At 54.4% G+C, this 16,218-nt stretch carries 16 protein-coding genes and 1 tRNA gene; 3 read left to right on the top strand and 14 right to left on the bottom strand.

Annotation, left to right across the window (positions count from 1 at the left end; translation table 11 throughout):
* Nucleotides 1-39: 39 nt before the first annotated feature.
* Nucleotides 40-756, bottom strand: coding sequence for an N-6 DNA methylase (locus tag ACLPGZ_RS17295; RefSeq protein WP_369327160.1), 717 nt, complete (start codon nt 754-756; stop codon nt 40-42).
* Between the two features lie 372 nt (nt 757-1,128).
* The gene (locus ACLPGZ_RS17290) at nt 1,129-1,407 is read right to left on the bottom strand and encodes a transcriptional regulator (protein ID WP_080655548.1); all 279 of its coding nucleotides are present in this window, start codon (nt 1,405-1,407) and stop codon (nt 1,129-1,131) included.
* Between the two features lie 492 nt (nt 1,408-1,899).
* Here ACLPGZ_RS17290 and ACLPGZ_RS17285 point away from each other — a divergent pair, with 492 nt between their 5' ends.
* Entirely contained in the window at nt 1,900-3,117 is a 1,218-nt protein-coding gene (locus ACLPGZ_RS17285) for an Arm DNA-binding domain-containing protein (protein ID WP_063689893.1), read from the top strand.
* Nucleotides 3,118-3,160: 43 nt separating this feature from the next.
* On the opposite strand, the gene ACLPGZ_RS17280 is transcribed toward ACLPGZ_RS17285, so the two are convergent.
* The 6 genes from ACLPGZ_RS17280 to tyrS form a co-directional block, all read right to left on the bottom strand.
* Nucleotides 3,161-3,251: transfer RNA gene (locus tag ACLPGZ_RS17280), tRNA-Ser, on the bottom strand.
* 140 nt (nt 3,252-3,391) lie between these two features.
* On the bottom strand, nt 3,392-4,540 hold the full coding sequence (ribD, locus tag ACLPGZ_RS17275) for a bifunctional diaminohydroxyphosphoribosylaminopyrimidine deaminase/5-amino-6-(5-phosphoribosylamino)uracil reductase RibD (RefSeq protein ID WP_429641744.1): 1,149 nt from the start codon (nt 4,538-4,540) through the stop codon (nt 3,392-3,394).
* A gap of 4 nt (nt 4,541-4,544) precedes the next feature.
* Nucleotides 4,545-5,006 (bottom strand): transcriptional regulator NrdR, encoded by a 462-nt coding sequence (nrdR, locus tag ACLPGZ_RS17270; RefSeq protein WP_003801815.1) that lies wholly within the window; start codon nt 5,004-5,006, stop codon nt 4,545-4,547.
* 36 nt (nt 5,007-5,042) lie between these two features.
* Nucleotides 5,043-6,293, bottom strand: a complete 1,251-nt coding sequence (glyA, locus tag ACLPGZ_RS17265) for a serine hydroxymethyltransferase (RefSeq protein ID WP_009460681.1) — start codon at nt 6,291-6,293, stop codon at nt 5,043-5,045.
* A 183-nt stretch (nt 6,294-6,476) separates the two neighbouring features.
* The gene (locus ACLPGZ_RS17260; RefSeq protein WP_009460679.1) at nt 6,477-7,112 is read right to left on the bottom strand and encodes a YbhB/YbcL family Raf kinase inhibitor-like protein; all 636 of its coding nucleotides are present in this window, start codon (nt 7,110-7,112) and stop codon (nt 6,477-6,479) included.
* A gap of 19 nt (nt 7,113-7,131) precedes the next feature.
* On the bottom strand, nt 7,132-8,358 hold the full coding sequence (tyrS, locus tag ACLPGZ_RS17255; RefSeq protein ID WP_009460677.1) for a tyrosine--tRNA ligase: 1,227 nt from the start codon (nt 8,356-8,358) through the stop codon (nt 7,132-7,134).
* A gap of 242 nt (nt 8,359-8,600) precedes the next feature.
* On the opposite strand from tyrS, the gene ACLPGZ_RS17250 reads away from it, so the two are divergent.
* On the top strand, nt 8,601-9,968 hold the full coding sequence (locus ACLPGZ_RS17250) for a M23 family metallopeptidase (RefSeq protein ID WP_026484381.1): 1,368 nt from the start codon (nt 8,601-8,603) through the stop codon (nt 9,966-9,968).
* Nucleotides 9,969-9,971: 3 nt separating this feature from the next.
* Nucleotides 9,972-11,069 carry an anhydro-N-acetylmuramic acid kinase gene (locus tag ACLPGZ_RS17245; RefSeq protein ID WP_429641742.1) on the top strand — a complete coding sequence of 366 codons (1,098 nt, stop codon included), beginning with the start codon at nt 9,972-9,974 and terminating at the stop codon, nt 11,067-11,069.
* Nucleotides 11,070-11,457: 388 nt separating this feature from the next.
* On the opposite strand, the gene erpA is transcribed toward ACLPGZ_RS17245, so the two are convergent.
* The 6 genes from erpA to ACLPGZ_RS17215 form a co-directional block, all read right to left on the bottom strand.
* Nucleotides 11,458-11,826, bottom strand: a complete 369-nt coding sequence (gene erpA, locus ACLPGZ_RS17240; protein WP_003801826.1) for an iron-sulfur cluster insertion protein ErpA — start codon at nt 11,824-11,826, stop codon at nt 11,458-11,460.
* Nucleotides 11,827-11,906: 80 nt separating this feature from the next.
* On the bottom strand, nt 11,907-12,644 hold the full coding sequence (locus ACLPGZ_RS17235) for a DUF6776 family protein (protein WP_203145449.1): 738 nt from the start codon (nt 12,642-12,644) through the stop codon (nt 11,907-11,909).
* Nucleotides 12,645-12,679: 35 nt separating this feature from the next.
* Nucleotides 12,680-13,744: an N-acetyl-gamma-glutamyl-phosphate reductase gene (argC, locus tag ACLPGZ_RS17230; protein WP_026484384.1), complete on the bottom strand. Its 1,065-nt coding sequence runs from the start codon at nt 13,742-13,744 to the stop codon at nt 12,680-12,682.
* Nucleotides 13,745-13,893: 149 nt separating this feature from the next.
* Complete coding sequence (gene rpsI / locus ACLPGZ_RS17225; RefSeq protein WP_026484385.1) at nt 13,894-14,286, bottom strand: 30S ribosomal protein S9; 393 nt, start codon at nt 14,284-14,286, stop codon at nt 13,894-13,896.
* A 9-nt stretch (nt 14,287-14,295) separates the two neighbouring features.
* Nucleotides 14,296-14,724, bottom strand: a complete 429-nt coding sequence (gene rplM / locus ACLPGZ_RS17220) for a 50S ribosomal protein L13 (RefSeq protein WP_003801836.1) — start codon at nt 14,722-14,724, stop codon at nt 14,296-14,298.
* 330 nt (nt 14,725-15,054) lie between these two features.
* A complete protein-coding gene (locus ACLPGZ_RS17215) occupies nt 15,055-16,158 on the bottom strand; it encodes a TRAP transporter substrate-binding protein (RefSeq protein ID WP_429641740.1) in 1,104 nt (367 codons plus the stop codon).
* Nucleotides 16,159-16,218 lie beyond the last annotated feature (60 nt).

Raw genomic sequence — 16,218 nt, 5'->3', positions numbered from 1 at the left:
GCAGAGCGCATGCATCGAACTCGGTATCGGCTTGAACACTTATCGTCGCTGGGCGACGGGCGATGAGGACAGACGCCGGTACCATGTTTCAAACACTTCCAGTGAGAGCGCATTCCCTTGAATAATGATTGCTGGCACATGCAACAACGCCAGCTGAAGGTATGTCATGTGGACACATCGCCGATCAATATCGATGGCTGTGACATGTAGCGCTTGCTGGTAGTTAATGCCAGAGTCAACCAATGCGTGTATTGCGGCAACTACCATGCCACCCGCTCCGCATGCTGGCTCTTGCAGCGTGATGAACCCCTGCTGCTTAAGTTGAGCCTGGCATGCGCTATGGTCAGCCATTAAGATGCCAGCCATCAATCGAGACACTTCGTACGGGGTGAAGAACTGTCCTGTGCTTGCGTTGCCCATTTCCATCATCATGAACGTTGAGCCCAGTACATCACCAAACTCACCTGTTGCGACACGCTGTTCCCAGCACTGCACCAGGTGCGCAAATGCCTTAACTAAACTGCTCACTTCCTCTTTTTGATACTGCGCCACAATTTCAAGATAACGTTTCTCGCGCTGTTGGTACTGCGTTTTATCGACGGCATTTGATATGGCGATGGCGCCCATTTCTACCCAGTCGGACCATGTTTGATCCAGGCCGCGGTAACACGCCACCGCCCGCAAAAGCTTAATGATTTGCTGTTGATGCTCATCGGCTGACTTAATAAATTTCTGCTGTTGTGCTTTCGTTGTCATTCGGTCTCTCCGGTTGCTGGGGCGGAACTGCCCGGAACCTGAAAACACGTCGCAGCGCAGCGCTCAAGTGTCGAAGACGGCCAGTTGGCCGCAAGCGCCGCCGGCGGCGTGCAGCACTTGAACGCGAGAACGATGTGGCACACTAACCGGGTATGCAGATCCGCCCTCCACTGCTACGGCTTGAGCGGGTGCTTTTAAAAGAGAGGACATTAGCCCTACAACATCACAACACTGAGCCTCAAACTATGGCATTAAAAACAACCCCATAAATAAAAAACCCGACCAGGAGCCGGGTTCTTAACCAACATTAACAAAAGGCACAATAAGCTCAACCAAGAGCGCTACCGAAGAAATAACAAAAGTGCTTTATGATTATGCTTTTTTATCGCGCAAATCTGGCCATATTTGATACCAATCTTCTGGCCGTAACTGTTTTCGAGTCACCTCATTACAGGTCAATTCTTCGATCTCAACACATCGAATAATTGGCACAGGGCGTTTTCCTGATGACCAGTCGCTGATAGTCACCGCTGTGACACCAAGTTTTTCAGCTAAGAGCGCTCCATTTCCCACAATTTTAATAGCACGCTTTACATGATATGGCGCATCAAATTCGGGATTGTCGGAAGAGTTGGGGTGATCATGGTTCATAAATAATAAATATAACGGTCAGGTAGCTGTTGACTTTACTAAGTCATTGACTAATAATACATCCAATTGCTGATGTATAGCACGTTCCTTAACAACCGAAGCTTGATAAATACCGTGCCCTACCTTGCGGTAAGGACTGCGCGGCTGCCCAACAATTCACGGCGGCAGGAGATAAAGCGCGTGAAAAATCAGTTCCCCCCAGGCCAGTGAGTTGGCGCTAAGAGGGGCCCGGACTGACGATCCAGATGTTTTGGACGCCGGATCTGTCGTGAGACAATCCCTCGTGAGGATGGCGAGTAATCCTCTCAGGTTTTGACTAAACTTAGTCGAAATTATACTCAGCCCCCCTTAATTAGGGGGCATACCTTTTTATATTTTGTACATTTTCGCCAGTTTTGGGTAGAACCCGAAACCTTGTCTCAGGTCTTACCCAAAGCTTGTACACTCAAGCCCAGCATGGTGTTGCTCGTTTTCGTTTTATGGTAATTGCATATGAGTAGGAATGGTAGTGGCGTCAAGCCTGCATCAAAAAGCAGCATTCAAATTACATTTCAGTACCAGGGCTTTAGATGCAGAGAAAATATTCAGCTAAAACCAACACCAGCAAATCTGAAGCGCGTTGAGAAGCAGAGAGCTGCAATTATTCACGCTATCGATCAGGGCACATTTGAGTATGCAAATTACTTCCCTGACAGCCCGAAAGCAAAGATGTTTTTCACCGCAAGCGGTCAAACAGAACATGTGGAAGAATATCTAACTAAATGGCTGCGTTCACAAAAACCTGTTTTGAAGGCATCCAGTTATGAGGGTTACCGGAAAATCATCGATAACTTAGTTATTCCTCAGTTTGGCCATTTGCTCTTACCCCAATGGCGCCGAAAAGACACGCGAGACTGGTTAGCAGCCATGCGATGCGGCAACAAGCGTTTAGCAAATATACAAAGCGTTATTCGCAAGGCTCTTTCTGATGCAGTTGATGATGAACTGCTGGATGTCAATTTCATGACTGATTTCTGCTATCAACGAAAAGCCCAGATAAAGGAAGAGGAAGACATTGACCCATTCACGATCGAAGAACAACAGTCCATTTTGGCAAAATGCACCCAGGACATGGCCAATCAAATCAAGTTCTCGTTCTGGACAGGAGTTCGAACCAGTGAACTAATTGCTCTAAACTGGGGAGATGTTGATTTTGTTCGTGGTTATATAAGAATTCGCCGTGCTATGACCCAAGCATCTAAAGGTCAAGCTGAAACCACGAAAACCGTGTCAGGGCTGAGGGAAATCAAAATCCTAAAGCCCACGCTTGAAGCGCTGCAGGCACAACGACCACACACCTTCCTTAAAGGCGATCCCATATTTCTTAACCCAGGCACAGGCCAACGCTGGACAGGCGACCAACAAATCAGAGATGCCTGGATACGAATTTTGAAAGCCGCTGGGGTTCGCTACAGATGGCCCTACCAAACCAGACACACCTATGCCTCAATGATGGTAAGTGCTGGAGAACATCCAATGTGGGTCGCAAAACAGATGGGGCATCGCGACTGGACAATGATTGCCAAAATTTACGCTAAGTGGATGCCCGAGGCTGATGAAAATGCAGGACAGAAAGCCGAAAGCATTTTTGGTACCAGCTATGCCTACAACAGCACCCCCAACAAGTGCCGGGGGATGTGCAATTCAGTTAGAAAAAGAGTGTCTTTATAATGACACGATATAATCTTTAACCACCTGATTTGCATAAGAATTTTGGCGGACAGAGGGGGATTCGAACCCCCGATACGCTATAAACGTATACACGCTTTCCAGGCGTGCGCCTTCAACCACTCGGCCACCTGTCCTAACTGTTCTTTTGGCCAAGCAATTTGAAGCTGCTAACGCCAAGTCCATAATAATAGCAGCACTTATCCTTGTAACGCAAGTGCTCAAATTCTTTCTTCGGCTAATTAGTAGCAACTAAACAGTAAAGCGGACAAACAGCTTATTCCGAGTCCGGCGGATAAGCTCCACCCACCGCTCGCAGCAAGGCTTCCCAATGATCGCGCTGGCGCGCCAGGACGCGCAGGTCGGCACCCAGCAAGCGCACATCGGTAAATTCAAACGGCTCTACATCGTCCAACCCGGCCAGTTCGGTAATATCGGCCACGCCTCGCCCCTGCCCCAGGATCTTGGGGGCCAGGTACATCAGTAATTGGTCCACTACACCCGCATCAATCAAGGCACCGGAAAGGCGAGCACCGGCTTCTGCATGGACTTCATTGATCTGTTGATCTGTCATCCAGTCCAGAACGGCACGGACATCCACCTGACCTTCGTGCAAGGGCATGGGAATAACCTGTGCATTTCGATCTGCCAGCTCCGCCTCCAGCTCGGGATCACGACGGTGACTGAATACCCAGCACGGCGTGCCGTCCAGCAAGGCAGCTTTCGGGTCCATGCGTAAATGCGTATCCAGCACAGCCTTGATCGGGGGACGCGGCGTAGAAACCGCACGCACATTCATTAAGGGATTATCGGCATGCACGGTTCCGATGCCTGTCAGCACGACGCAACTACGGGCGCGCCAGTGGTGACCGTCGTCACGAGCCTGCGGCCCGGTAATCCATTGAGAGCGACCGTCCGGCAAGGCACTGCGGCCATCCAGCGAAGCAGCCATCTTCATCCACAACCAGGGACGTCCACGTGTCATGCGGGCAAAGAAACCGGCGTTGATCGCCAGCGCCTGCTCTACGCACAAGGGGCCATCTACGATAATACCCGCCTGACGCAAGCGTGAAACGCCGTTGCCAGCCACCAAGGGGTTGGGGTCGTACATGGAAAAGACAACACGCCCAGCGCCTGCTTTGATCAGCGCATCGACACAAGGAGGGGTTCGCCCGTGGTGACTGCAAGGCTCCAGGGTGACGTAGAAAGTCGCACCGGCCACACTGACGCCGCGCTCTTTGGCTTGGCGCAAGGCCATCACTTCGGCGTGAGGGCCACCTGCTTGCTGTGTTGAACCCGAAGCCAATAATTGGCCATCGCGCACGATCAGGCAGGCGACTCGCGGGTTGGGGGCACTGATATAAAGGGATTTCTCGGCCAGCTCCAGGGCTTGCCGCATCCAGATGACGTCTTCTTGCTCGACCATAGCCTTAGCCGCGGTCGGGATCGTTCATTTCGTCGATCGCCTCTACGAACTCGCGGATGTCTTTAAAGCTCTTGTAGACCGAGGCAAAGCGCACATAGGCCACCTGGTCCAACTGCTTGAGCTCGGCCATGACCAGCTCGCCTATGGTCTCGGAGGAGACTTCGCGCTCGCCAGTCAGTTGAAGTTTTTCTTCGATACGCTGTACAGCGGCATCGACCTGAGCCATGGGGATGGAACGCTTGCGCAGTGCAACGCCCATGCTCGCCCGCAAACGTGCGGGATCAAAATCCATACGAGTGCCATTGCGCTTGGCCACAACCGGCAGGCTCAGCTCGGCACGCTCGTAAGTCGTGAAGCGCCGTTCACAGGCCGAGCATTTACGACGTCGCCGTATGGCGTCGCCTTCTTCGGTGATTCGAGAGTCGATCACCTGGGTATCGGCATGGTGGCAGAACGGACACTTCATTCAAGATCGCGGGCCTCGCGGCCCGCTCCGGCTGGATTACTTGGAGGAGTAAACGGGCAACTTGGCAGTCAGCTCGTGTACACGGCGACGAACGTCCGCCAAAACGGCTTCGTCGTGAGGGTTGTCCAGTACATCAGCAATCAGGTGCGCCGTCAATTCCGCTTCGGCTTCTTTAAAGCCGCGAGTGGTCATGGCAGGAGTACCCAAACGCACGCCGCTGGTGACGAATGGCTTCTCGGGGTCGTTAGGAATGGCGTTCTTGTTGACCGTGATGTGAGCCTTGCCCAGTGCTTCTTCAGCTACTTTACCGGTGATGCCCTTGGGACGCAGGTCTACCAGCATGACGTGGCTTTCGGTGCGACCGGACACGATACGCAGACCGCGCTCAACCAGAGTGCGGGCCAGAACGTCAGCGTTCTTCACAACTTGAGCAGCGTAGGTCTTGAACTCGGGAGCCAGAGCTTCCTTGAACGCAACAGCCTTACCAGCGATCACGTGGATCAGTGGACCGCCTTGAATGCCGGGGAAAATAGCCGAGTTGATGGCTTTTTCGTGTTCGGCCTTCATCATGATGACGCCACCACGAGGACCACGCAGGGACTTGTGAGTGGTAGACGTCACAAAGTCAGCGTGAGGCACGGGGTTGGGGTAAGCACCACCAGCAACCAGACCGGCGTAGTGGGCAATGTCGATCATCAGCAAGGCGCCGTTTTCATGAGCAATACGAGCCATGCGTTCGAAGTCGATGCGCAGGGCGTAAGCCGAAGCACCACCCACGATCAGCTTGGGCTTGTGCTCTTTGGCCAGGCGCTCCAGCTCGTCGTAGTCCAGCTCTTCGTTCTCGTCCAGACCGTAGGATACGAAGTTGTACAGCTTGCCCGATGCGTTCACGGGGGAACCGTGGGTCAAGTGACCACCTTCTGCCAGGCTCATGCCCAGAACGGTATCACCGGGTTTGAGCACAGCCATGTACACGCCCTGGTTGGCTTGCGAACCGGAGTTGGGCTGCACGTTGGCGGCTTCTGCACCGAACAGCTCTTTCAGACGGTCAATAGCCAGTTGCTCGACCACGTCCACGAACTCGCAACCGCCGTAGTAGCGCTTGCCAGGATAACCTTCCGCGTATTTGTTGGTCAGTTGTGTGCCCTGGGCCTGCATCACGGCGGGGCTGGTGTAGTTTTCCGAGGCGATCAGCTCGATGTGCTGCTCCTGGCGCACATCTTCGCTTTGAATCGCAGCCCAAAGATCGGGGTCAACTTTGTCAAGAGTCGCAGAACGGTCAAACATGAGGGTTCCTAAGGATAAAGTGGTAGCAAACTAAGAAAGCAACATTTTAGCGCGGAAGCGCGTCAAACCACCGAGACAAACGTCTCTGGTGGCAGAAACCCCAAAAAACATGGAAATAAGTAAGGCGGCGGCAGGCGGACTCAAGAGAATATGAAAAAAACTCAAACAGTCCGCCCTGGGGAATCAGGATTGCTGGATCAAACGGGGATTCAGGGTATACATGCCGGTCAGGGATGCACGACCCAGAATATGACCTTCCATGGCGCGCAACACGTCCTGGCCATTGAAGCGACCTTCCAAAGGCAGCTCGGCAATATCCAGGGCATAAACCGTAAAGACATAACGGTGCGGCAAGGCATCGTTCCACGGAGGGCACGGGCCGTCGTAGCCGAAGTAATCACCGTTCATGTCGCGGTCGCTGGCAAACCAGTTGGTAAAGTCGTTCACGCCCTGGCGTGTATCGTCCAGAGCCAGTGGACCGGCTTTACCGCGTGGCGTGATGCCCTTGGAATAAGAGCCTTCTGCCAGGCTACGCAGTTCGGGCGAGATGTTGATCAAGACCCAATGAAAGAAATCCACCCGTGGCAAATCCGCCGGTACCTCGCGCCCATCCTGGTTCACATCGTCCGGTTTACTGGGGACATCGGGGTCGTGGCAAATAACCACAAAGGATTGGGTCTGCTCGGGAACATCGGACCATTCCAGATGCGGATTGGCGTTACCGGCCAAGGCGACTCTCGATTGCGCGTCGTAACGGCAAAACGCCAGACGCTCGGGAATCACGCTCTGATCTTGAAAAGAATCACTACGCAGTTTCATTGCAGACCTCCACAATCAATCAGCCGGTCAAAGTGACTCGCGCAAACTTGCGCTTGCCCACTTGCAGCACATAGCTGCCCGGCTCCAGTTGCAAACCTTTATCGTCCACACGTTCGCCATTGATGCGCACGCCGCCCTGCTCCACATTGCGCTGGGCTTCGCTGCCGGAGGCAACCAGACCTGCTTCGCGCAAGACACGCAGCAAGGCCAGTTCACCCGCCACGGTTACCTCGGGCATGTCCTCGGGCATTTCGCCACGACGGAAACGGGCATCGAAAGTTTCCAGCGCCTGCTCGGCGGCCTGGGCGCTGTGGAAACGTGTGACGATCTCCTGTGCCAGCTCCACTTTGACTTCACGTGGGTTACGGCCCTCTTCAATCTGCTTTTGCAGACCGGCGATGTCTTCCAGACTACGGAACGACAACAGCTCGAAGTAACGCCACATCAAGGTATCGGAGATGGACATCAACTTGCCGAACATGGAGTCCGGCGTTTCACTGATACCAATGTAATTGCCTTTGGATTTGGACATTTTTTCTACGCCGTCCAAACCCACCAGCAATGGCATGGTCAAAATACATTGCTGTTCCTGACCATATTCTTTTTGCAATTCACGACCCACCAGCAAATTGAATTTCTGGTCGGTACCGCCCAGTTCCACGTCCGCTTTCAATTGAACCGAATCGTAGCCTTGCAGCAAAGGATACAAAAACTCGTGCACCGAAATAGGCTGATTCGCTTTGAAGCGCTTGGTGAAATCATCACGCTCCATCATGCGGGCCACGGTGTAACGCGAAGCCAGTTGAATCATGCCGCGCGAACCGAGCTTGTCGCACCACTCCGAGTTGTAGCGAACTTCGGTACGGGCCGGGTCCAGAACCAGCGCAGCCTGATCGTAGTAGGTCTTGGCGTTGGCAATGACCTGCTCGGGCGTCAGGGGCGGACGAGTCGTGTTGCGGCCGCTGGGATCACCAATGGTGGAGGTGAAGTCGCCAATCAAAAAGATGACGGTATGCCCCAAATCCTGCAGCTGGCGCATCTTGTTGAGCACCACTGTGTGCCCCAGGTGAATGTCGGGAGCCGTGGGGTCCAGACCCAGCTTGATCCGCAGCGGCTGTCCTGTTGCATGGCTGCGCGCCAGTTTGCGGGCAAACTCGGATTCGACGAGCAATTCGTCGCAGCCGCGTTTGACGATGGCTAAATCAGCCAGGACTTCTGGAGAAAGGGGCTCTGAGGGGGATGACATAACAAATCTGGTGACAAACTAATGAGTAAAAATGCTCGAAAAATTAAGCCTAATGCGCTAGGATAGCCTGCTATTGCGAGACGTGCTTAATAATTGAGCAAGGTTTCGTAAACCGAATTATTTTATCATTCCCGCGCAGGTCAGATCGCCAGGGCTGGAATGTTCTGTCCGCCCAGTACAACTGACCTCCGCCTGCCAGCCAGGTGGACGGTAAACCGTACGTCCAACAAGGTTCTGGTTTTATGTTCAGCAAAGGGAAACGCTCCTCCTCCCACCTCAACATCCACCAGCCTCGGTCCGCCCGAGCCCTTTTTATCCGTGCCGGTTTGATCACGCTTGCCCTTGGCTCTTTTGTAGCCGCCGGTGCACTTGCCGTGGTGATGCCCAGCAGTCCGGAACCCCAGATTTACCAAGCCCGCACCGCCTTGACCCTGCCCTCGGACCTGACCGTGCTGCAGGCCCAGGACCAGCAAGCCTACATTACTGAAACCCGCATCCGCCGTGGCGACACCTTGTCCGCCCTGCTCCAGCGCATGGAAGTCAGTGAAGAAGGCTTGTTGCAATTTCTGACGCACGACAAGAAAGCGCGCTCCATCTACAAGCTTTACCCTGGCCGTACCATCCAAGCTGCCTTGGATGCCAATGGCAATTTGCAATGGCTGCGCTACCGTCATACCCCCTACTCCGATCAGTCCGGCCAAGGTCTGGCCAGCTGGCTGGAAGTACGCCCGGACGGTAACAATGGCTTTATCGCCCAGGAACAAACCGACCTGACCCAGACCCGAGTGCGCGTGGCTCAAGCCACGATCAACAGCTCGCTGTTTGGTGCCAGCGATCAGGCCGGCATCCCCGACAACATCACGCTGCAAATGGCGGATGTGATGGGCAGCAAGATCGACTTTCTGAAAGATCTGCGCAAAGGCGACAGTTTCCGCGTGGTCTACGAGTCCTACGGTCATGAAGGCCAGGACGTGGGTTCGGGCCGCTTGCTGGCAGTGGAGTTCATCAATCAGGGCAAAACCCATGAGGCCGCCTGGTTCCAGCCTGAAAATGGCTCCGGCGGTTATTACGATTTCAGCGGCCAAAGCCTGAAAGGCGCTTTCCTGCGCACCGCCCTGAAGTTCACCCGCATCAGCTCCACCTTTGGCGGTCGCCGCCATCCGGTGCATGGCGGATGGCGTGACCACAAGGGTGTGGACTATGCTGCCCCATCCGGCACCCCCATCCACGCTACCGCGGATGGCACGGTCGAGTTTATTGGCCGCCAGAACGGCTACGGCAATACGATCATCCTGAAGCATCACGGTCAGTTCACCACCTTGTACGCTCACCAGAGCCGCTTTGCCGCTGGACTGCGCAAAGGCGACCGCGTAGAACAAGGCCAGTTGATTGGCTATGTGGGCTCGACGGGCTGGGCAACAGGCCCACATCTGCATTACGAATTCCGTATCGCCCAGAAAGCCGTTGATCCCCTGTCGGTAGACCTGCCAGTAGCACGCGTTCTGGATGCCCCGCAGCGCAAGCAGTTCCAGCAAACCCTGGCTTCCTACCAGAACAGCTTTGCCTTGCTGCACACAGATGCTGAGCCCGTGAAGCTGGCCAGCCGCTAAACCATGAAAGCCCCCCTGTTTATCGGACTGATGTCTGGTACCAGCATGGACGGTGTGGATGCCGTGCTGGCATCCTTCGGCCCACAGGAGGCACAGATACACCAAACCCACAGCCTGCCCATGCCAGTTGCTCTGCGAGACGAGCTGCTGGCTTTGCAGCATCCAGGGCACAACGAACTGGCCCGCGCCAGCATCGCCGCCCAGCAACTGACCGAACTCTACGCCCAGGCTTGCCTGCCCTGGACTCAAGGCCCCGAAAAAGAGCTGATCCGTGCGATTGGCGTACACGGTCAGACTATCCGCCATGCGCCTGACCAGGGCTACACCCTGCAATTGAATGCCCCTGCTCTTCTGGCCGAACGCTGTGGAGTGGACGTGATTGCGGATTTCCGCAGCCGGGATATAGCGGCGGGCGGCCAAGGTGCACCTTTGGTGCCCATCGTCCATGAAGCCCTGTTCCGTCACGAACATGGCCGCGTCATTCTGAACCTGGGTGGAATTGCGAATATCTCCCTGCTGCTGCCTGGACGCGATGTTTTTGGCTTCGATACTGGCCCGGCAAACATGCTGCTGGATGCCTGGGTGAGCAAGCATGAAGGCCAGCCCTACGACAAGGACGGACAATGGGCTGATAGCGCCGCTTCTGATCCTGCCTTGCTTGCCAGCCTGTTGAGCGAAACCTGGTTTGCTCTGCCTGCTCCTAAATCTACAGGTCGTGATCTGTTCAATTTGGGGTGGCTGCAGGAGCATCTGGATCGTGTTGATCCGAAAGGCGAGCTTCAGCCTGCTACGGTGCAATCCACTCTGATGGATTTGACCGTACACAGCGTTGCACAGGCCATCCAGCCTTACGCAGATCAGATTCAAGAGCTGATTGTGTGTGGTGGTGGCGCTGCTAATCCTGCCATGCTGAAACGCCTGGGCGATCTGGTGACTATGCCTATCCGCTCCAGCGCCGAGCTGTGCATGGATCCGCAATCCATTGAAGCCCTGGCCTTTGCCTGGCTGGCTTACGCGCATATCGAACGTATTCCTGCGGGACTGCCCGCTGTGACAGGCGCACGGCGCGCTACGGTGCTGGGCGCTTGTTATCCGGCCTGAGAACTGCTTTTAACGTTTAGCTTCGCAAAACTTTAAAATACAGCGACGGACTCATAATCCGTTAGCCAAGCACCTGCCAAAAAAGCAGAACATGACAAGGCAGCGCCCCTCCTGTTCAAAACAAATAGAAGCAATCCGTTCTTTTCTTTGGGCCGTGCCATTAACAGCATTGAGCTGCTTCGCCGCCCTACCTAGGCTACGAATGAGCACCCCAAGTTGAACCGCGAAGCGCCCTACAACGGATCAGCCCTGAAACCTGACGCTGCACGGCCTTCAACAAAACCCCGTAAACTAAACACCCCAGACTCTGGACTCAGAGTCTGGGGTGTACTTTGTAGCAACTTGCCAAGGCCTGGAACGCTGAGCAATCAGCGCCAGCCTTGCCTTCTTACATCGTGAAGGAAGAACCGCAGCCGCAGGTAGTCGTGGCATTCGGGTTACGAATCACGAACTGAGCGCCGTCCAGGTCGTCCTTGTAATCAATTTCAGCGCCCACCAGGTATTGGAAGCTCATGGCGTCAACCAGCAGTTGCACGCCATCCTTATCAATAATGGTGTCGTCGTCGTTAACCAGTTCGTCAAAGGTGAAGCCGTACTGGAAGCCGGAACAGCCGCCACCTTGCACGAAGACGCGCAGCTTCAGTTCGGGGCTACCTTCTTCAATCAGGAGCTCACGGACCTTCTCAACCGCTGAATCGGTAAAGATCAGTGGGGAAGGAGGGGCTTGCAGATCAACGGATTCGGTAAGAGTGCTCATGTGGTTCTCCTGCCGGCCCCCGCCGGCATGAATAATTATCATGTGATCGCCTTGCACATGACCACCCGCGGGTAAGGTGATTAGTCTGGCTGGGCGATTTTTTCCTGGCGAGAGGCGCGGATAACGCTTCCTTCCAGGACGTTCAGCGTCAAGGCGGTGGGTTCAAAGCCTGGCGGCAAAGCCAGCCAACCCATGGCGCGCTGAAACTGGTTGAAGTTTAAAACCAAGGGATCGATCTGTTCTACAGACGACTCTGCCAGTACCGAGTCCGGCCCGGAACTAGGTGATAGATCGATTTTAACGTTTTTTCCGTCTTGCCGCCCAGTCAGCTGAAACTGGAGGCGCCCGGAAAAAGCCTTTCCTTCTGGGGCGTTACGTTGCAGCAGTACCTTGTACTCCAGCAAATCACCCCTTTTCGCAACGTCCAGGGCTCGGACAGTAACAGAACCACTGGGACCGGGTGGGAGCAACTGTTCGTAAAAGGCCAACTGTTCGCGCGTCTGCGCCAGTTCGGCCTGGGTAGACGACAAGGACTTTTCCAAACCCTTGCGCGTGCTCTCTTCCAGAACCAGTTGCCCGCGCAGCCCTTCAAATTCACTTTGAATTTGCTGCAGGGATTGCTGGCTACGCGTCAGATTTTGCATGGCCAGCTGTATTTGTTCGGACTGATCGGCCGGTTGAGTCAGGCTGCGGTAAAGCCACAGGCCTCCACCGCCCAACAACACTCCCAGCAATACGGCCAGCCCAATCGTAGTCGCCCCGCCCCGCGAACGGGAAGGAGCGACAGTAGAAGAATTGGTTTGCGGTGATTCAGCCATAAACATTTGACCTGTTCACCAAGACCAAGTTCCCTTTAAGGCAAAATTGCAACGTGATTCAAGCCGGTTTGTTCTGGCAGACCGAACAAGATATTCATGTTCTGCACAGCCTGACCCGAAGCACCCTTAACCAGATTGTCCTGCACCACCAGAATGATCAGCTGATCGCCATTGCCAGGACGCTGCACGGAAATACGCAGCTGGTTGGAAGCGCGTACCGAGCGGGTTTCTGGCAGAGTACCGGCAGGCAGCACATCTACAAAGGTTTCCTGGGCATAGCGCTGCTCGTACAAGGCCTGGAAGTCTGTATCCATGGCTTCGGGCTTGATACGTGCGTAGATCGTGGAGAACATGCCTCGGATCATGGGCACCAAATGGGGCACAAAGGTCAGACCGACCGGGCCACCAGCCAAGCGCTGCAACTGTTCCACAATTTCCGGATGGTGACGGTGACCCGACACGCCATATGCCTTGAAGTTGTCGCTGGCTTCAGCAAACAGATTGGGAACCGAAGCTCCCTTACCAGCACCGGACACACCGGATTTGCAGTCTGCAATCAGATGCTGGGTATCAACCAGCGCCTTGCCGCCTTCCAGCAAGGGAGCCAGGCCTAGCAAGACGGTGGTGGGGTAGCAACCCGGGTTACCAATAACCTTGGCTTGAGCAATCTTGTCGCGCAGCAGCTCTGGCAGGCCATAAGCCGATTGGCTCAGGATGTCCGGGCAACTGTGCTCCATCTTGTACCACTTCTGGAATACGTCCGTATCTTGCAGGCGGAAGTCTGCGGCCAGGTCAATAACGCGCACGCCCGCTTCCAGCAGACGTTCGACCTGGCTCATGGCCACGCCATGTGGAGTGGCAAAAAAGACCACGTCACACTGTTCCAGATTGGCATTTTCCGGCGTGGAGAACTTCAGGTCCACATGACCACGCAGGTTCGGATACATATCCGATACCGGCACACCGTCCTCTTTACGCGAGGTAATGGCAACCAGTTCTACCTGGGGGTGCTGACTTAACAGACGCAGCAACTCGACCCCGGTGTAACCTGTACCGCCAACAATCCCTACCTTGATCCGGGTATCGCTATGTGTAGCCATGAACTTTCCTGAAAGAGAGACGAGCAAAAATTCTATCTTAACGTAGTCCTGCTCACCAGACCGGGCAAAGCAGGACAAATGTAGCCAGCAAACAAAAACCCCGGACACGTCCGGGGTTTTTGAGCACCATAAACAGGTCGCGAGGCGAATTAACGCTTGCTGAACTGTTTGCGGCGACGTGCTTTGTGCAGACCGACTTTCTTACGCTCAACAGCACGAGCGTCACGAGTCACCAGGCCAGCTTGTTTCAGAGCTGTCTTCAGTGTTTCGTCGTAGTCGATCAGAGCGCGGGTGATGCCGTGACGGGCAGCACCGGCCTGGCCGCTTTCGCCGCCGCCATGCACGTTGATCTTGATGTCGAACGATTCAACATGGTTGGTCAGCACCAGAGGCTGACGCACAATCATGCGACCCGTTTCGCGAGCAAAGTATTCGTCAACAGGCTTGCCGTTGACTACGATTTGGCCCGAACCTTTTTTGATGAAGACACGAGCGACGGAGGTCTTGCGACGGCCCGTACCGTAATTCCAGTTACCGATCATGACCTATCCTTAGATGTCCAGAGTTTTAGGCTGTTGAGCACTATGAGGATGCTCGGCACCAGCGTAAACCTTCAGTTTCTTGGCCATGGCGTAGCCCAGAGGGCCTTTTGGCAACATACCCTTGACGGCCTTTTCGATGGCACGGCCTGGGAAGCGCTCTTGCATGGTTTGGAAGTTGGTTTCGTAAATACCGCCTGGGTAGTTCGAGTGACGATAGTACTTCTTATCCTGTGCCTTGTTACCGGTCACGGCAATGTCAGCAGCGTTGATGATAATGATGTAATCGCCGGTATCAACGTGAGGGGTATATTCGGGTTTGTGCTTACCACGCAAACGGCGTGCGACTTCGCTGGCCACACGACCAAGGACTTTGCCTTTAGCGTCAATCACAAACCAGTCACGTTTGACTTCAAGCGGCTTGGCCACGAAGGTCTTCATGATGGTTCCTAAATATTAAAATTCTGGGTCAAAGCAACATGCCTGGCCCATACAATCCACCCGCTTTTTCAAGCCGGGCAGCTCTACCTGACCCTGCCAAGGCGTTATATTCCGCCCGTGCATTTCTGCCAAATAGCTCGCCATAATAACATAAATAGTGGATAACACTAGGGTTTTGCACAAAAACACAGGTTTTTTGCCACAAACAGGAGCTCTCTCATAGAGGGGAAGCCCATAAAAACCCCCTGCTTTCCAAGTGGAAAACAGGGGTTAACAAGACTGGCCTGTGGAACCGGAGCAGACTGCCCTGCCCGGTCCCAACTACAGAGATCAGCCTTTTTTCTGGTTTGCCAGAGCAATGCCCAGGTAGTTGTCGTAAGAGCCTTCGGCCACACGGAACCAAGGCACAATCGCGTCACGGAAGCCCATGTAGTCGTCGTGAATCTTCTTGAACATGGGATCCTTGTCGCAGAATTCCTTGTACAGAATGTTGGAGGTCTTGAAGGACTCGTCCATCACGTCGCGCGGGAAGGATTTCAGGACAGCTCCGCTGGCGATCAGGCGACGCAGTGCGCCTGGGCTTTGGGCATCGTACTGACAAATCATGCGCTCGCCCGCAGCACGCGAAGCAATTTCAATCAGGGACTGATATTGCTTGGGCAGTGCATTGAAAGCAGCGTCGTTCACGTACAGCGAAACCTGGGCCGAACCTTCCCACCAACCGGGATAGTAGTAATACTTGGCCACTTTCTGGAAGCCCAGTTTTTCGTCATCCACAGGACCGACGAATTCCACGGCGTCCAGCGTGCCTTTTTCCAACGATGGGTAAATATCGCCTGGTGGCACTTGCTGAGGCACCACGCCCATGCGGGCCAGCACTTCGCCAGCAAAACCGGCCGTACGCATCTTCAGACCTTTCAGGTCTTCCAGAGAGTTGATTTCCTTGCGGTACCAACCACCCATCTGGGTGCCCGTGTTCCCGAAAGCGAAGTTGATGATGTTGCGAGTGGCAAACAACTCACGCAGCAGCTTGGTACCGTTGCCTTCCTGCATCCAGGCGTTCATTTGACGGGCATTCAGGCCAAAAGGCACGGCCGTGTCAAAGCTGAACGAGGGGTCTTTACCGTAGTAGTAATAAGAAGCTGTCTGACCGCACTCCACCGTGCCATTGCTGACGGCATCCATCACACCAAAACCGGGGACGATTTCACCAGCTGGGTACAGACGGATGTTGAAGTTGCCGTCCGAGGCCTCTTCCACCATCTTGCAAAACGACTGGGCTGTCGAAAACAGAGCCGGGGTAGCGGGACCGTATGTCGATGTCAGCTTCCAATTAACCTTGGGATTGCTTTGGGCAATAGCAGGAGCAGCAATAGCGGCGGTACTGGCTACGGCGCCAAGACCTGCCTTTTTCAGAAACGAGCGACGCTGCATGAATAACCTCCTTGTGGGTATTCGGTAACTGGGAAATATTTTTATGCTATGGATAGTACA

The organism is Alcaligenes sp. Me129, from assembly GCF_050487245.1.
Classification (GTDB): Bacteria; Pseudomonadota; Gammaproteobacteria; order Burkholderiales; family Burkholderiaceae_B; genus Alcaligenes; species Alcaligenes phenolicus.
Note: the sequence above shows the minus strand (reverse complement) of the source record. Positions and strands in the feature narration are given on the sequence as shown.

Bases quoted from the DNA above. Each gene is read 5' to 3' on its own strand.
- ACLPGZ_RS17295 (WP_369327160.1), bottom strand. From the start codon at position 756: ATGACAACGAAAGCACAACAGCAGAAATTTATTAAGTCAGCCGATGAG.
- ACLPGZ_RS17290 (WP_080655548.1), bottom strand. From the start codon at position 1,407: ATGAACCATGATCACCCCAACTCTTCCGACAATCCCGAATTTGATGCG.
- ACLPGZ_RS17285 (WP_063689893.1), top strand. From the start codon at position 1,900: ATGAGTAGGAATGGTAGTGGCGTCAAGCCTGCATCAAAAAGCAGCATT.
- ribD (WP_429641744.1), bottom strand. From the start codon at position 4,540: ATGGTCGAGCAAGAAGACGTCATCTGGATGCGGCAAGCCCTGGAGCTG.
- nrdR (WP_003801815.1), bottom strand. From the start codon at position 5,006: ATGAAGTGTCCGTTCTGCCACCATGCCGATACCCAGGTGATCGACTCT.
- glyA (WP_009460681.1), bottom strand. From the start codon at position 6,293: ATGTTTGACCGTTCTGCGACTCTTGACAAAGTTGACCCCGATCTTTGG.
- ACLPGZ_RS17260 (WP_009460679.1), bottom strand. From the start codon at position 7,112: ATGAAACTGCGTAGTGATTCTTTTCAAGATCAGAGCGTGATTCCCGAG.
- tyrS (WP_009460677.1), bottom strand. From the start codon at position 8,358: ATGTCATCCCCCTCAGAGCCCCTTTCTCCAGAAGTCCTGGCTGATTTA.
- ACLPGZ_RS17250 (WP_026484381.1), top strand. From the start codon at position 8,601: ATGTTCAGCAAAGGGAAACGCTCCTCCTCCCACCTCAACATCCACCAG.
- ACLPGZ_RS17245 (WP_429641742.1), top strand. From the start codon at position 9,972: ATGAAAGCCCCCCTGTTTATCGGACTGATGTCTGGTACCAGCATGGAC.
- erpA (WP_003801826.1), bottom strand. From the start codon at position 11,826: ATGAGCACTCTTACCGAATCCGTTGATCTGCAAGCCCCTCCTTCCCCA.
- ACLPGZ_RS17235 (WP_203145449.1), bottom strand. From the start codon at position 12,644: ATGGCTGAATCACCGCAAACCAATTCTTCTACTGTCGCTCCTTCCCGT.
- argC (WP_026484384.1), bottom strand. From the start codon at position 13,744: ATGGCTACACATAGCGATACCCGGATCAAGGTAGGGATTGTTGGCGGT.
- rpsI (WP_026484385.1), bottom strand. From the start codon at position 14,286: ATGATCGGTAACTGGAATTACGGTACGGGCCGTCGCAAGACCTCCGTC.
- rplM (WP_003801836.1), bottom strand. From the start codon at position 14,724: ATGAAGACCTTCGTGGCCAAGCCGCTTGAAGTCAAACGTGACTGGTTT.
- ACLPGZ_RS17215 (WP_429641740.1), bottom strand. From the start codon at position 16,158: ATGCAGCGTCGCTCGTTTCTGAAAAAGGCAGGTCTTGGCGCCGTAGCC.